Genomic DNA, 538 nt, shown 5'->3' with positions numbered 1-538 from the left:
CCAACACCGCCTCGGGCCTGGCCTCGGGCGTGGCGTCGACCATCGTCACCGGCGGGCACATCGATGTCGGCAACATCTTGACCGACGCGTTCGGCAACGCGGTGGCCGGCGCGCTGGCCGGCAGTCTGCTCACACCGCCGGCCGGTTCCGGCGGCGCCGGCGCGGCGCCCGGCGGTGGCGGGGACGTCTCCGATGGCGACGACTTCGGGCCGGTGTCGGTCGCGCCGGTGACGGTGCCCGACCCGGTGACCGCGCCGATCGACATCGGCTCGCTCGACGACATCAACGGCGGCATGGACGACCGCGGCCTGCTCAACGCGGCCGAGCAAAGCGCCAATCCGGACTACTACAGCAGCGTGGCCGGACACGGTCAGGTGGCCGGCCCCGGCGACAACATCTCGAAATTGCTCGGCACCAGCGATCCCCAGGCGGTGGGCAACTTCATGCGCGCTAACGGGCTGAGCAACAGCAATCTCTACGCCGGGCAGAACTACTTCATCCCGGACGATCCGAACGCGTACGGCGACAGTTCGGGGCT

1 protein-coding gene is annotated in these 538 nt (G+C 70.3%); it reads left to right on the top strand.

The genetic code is table 11. The features are described from left to right. A partial coding sequence (locus tag AC07P1_RS33735) for a LysM peptidoglycan-binding domain-containing protein (RefSeq protein ID WP_494699952.1) occupies nt 1-538 on the top strand: 538 nt, incomplete at both ends.

It is taken from the genome of Duganella sp. GW821-FHT07F09 (assembly GCF_059418705.1).
The sequence above is the reverse complement of the archived record's forward strand: the minus strand, read 5'-3'. Positions and strand labels throughout refer to the sequence as shown.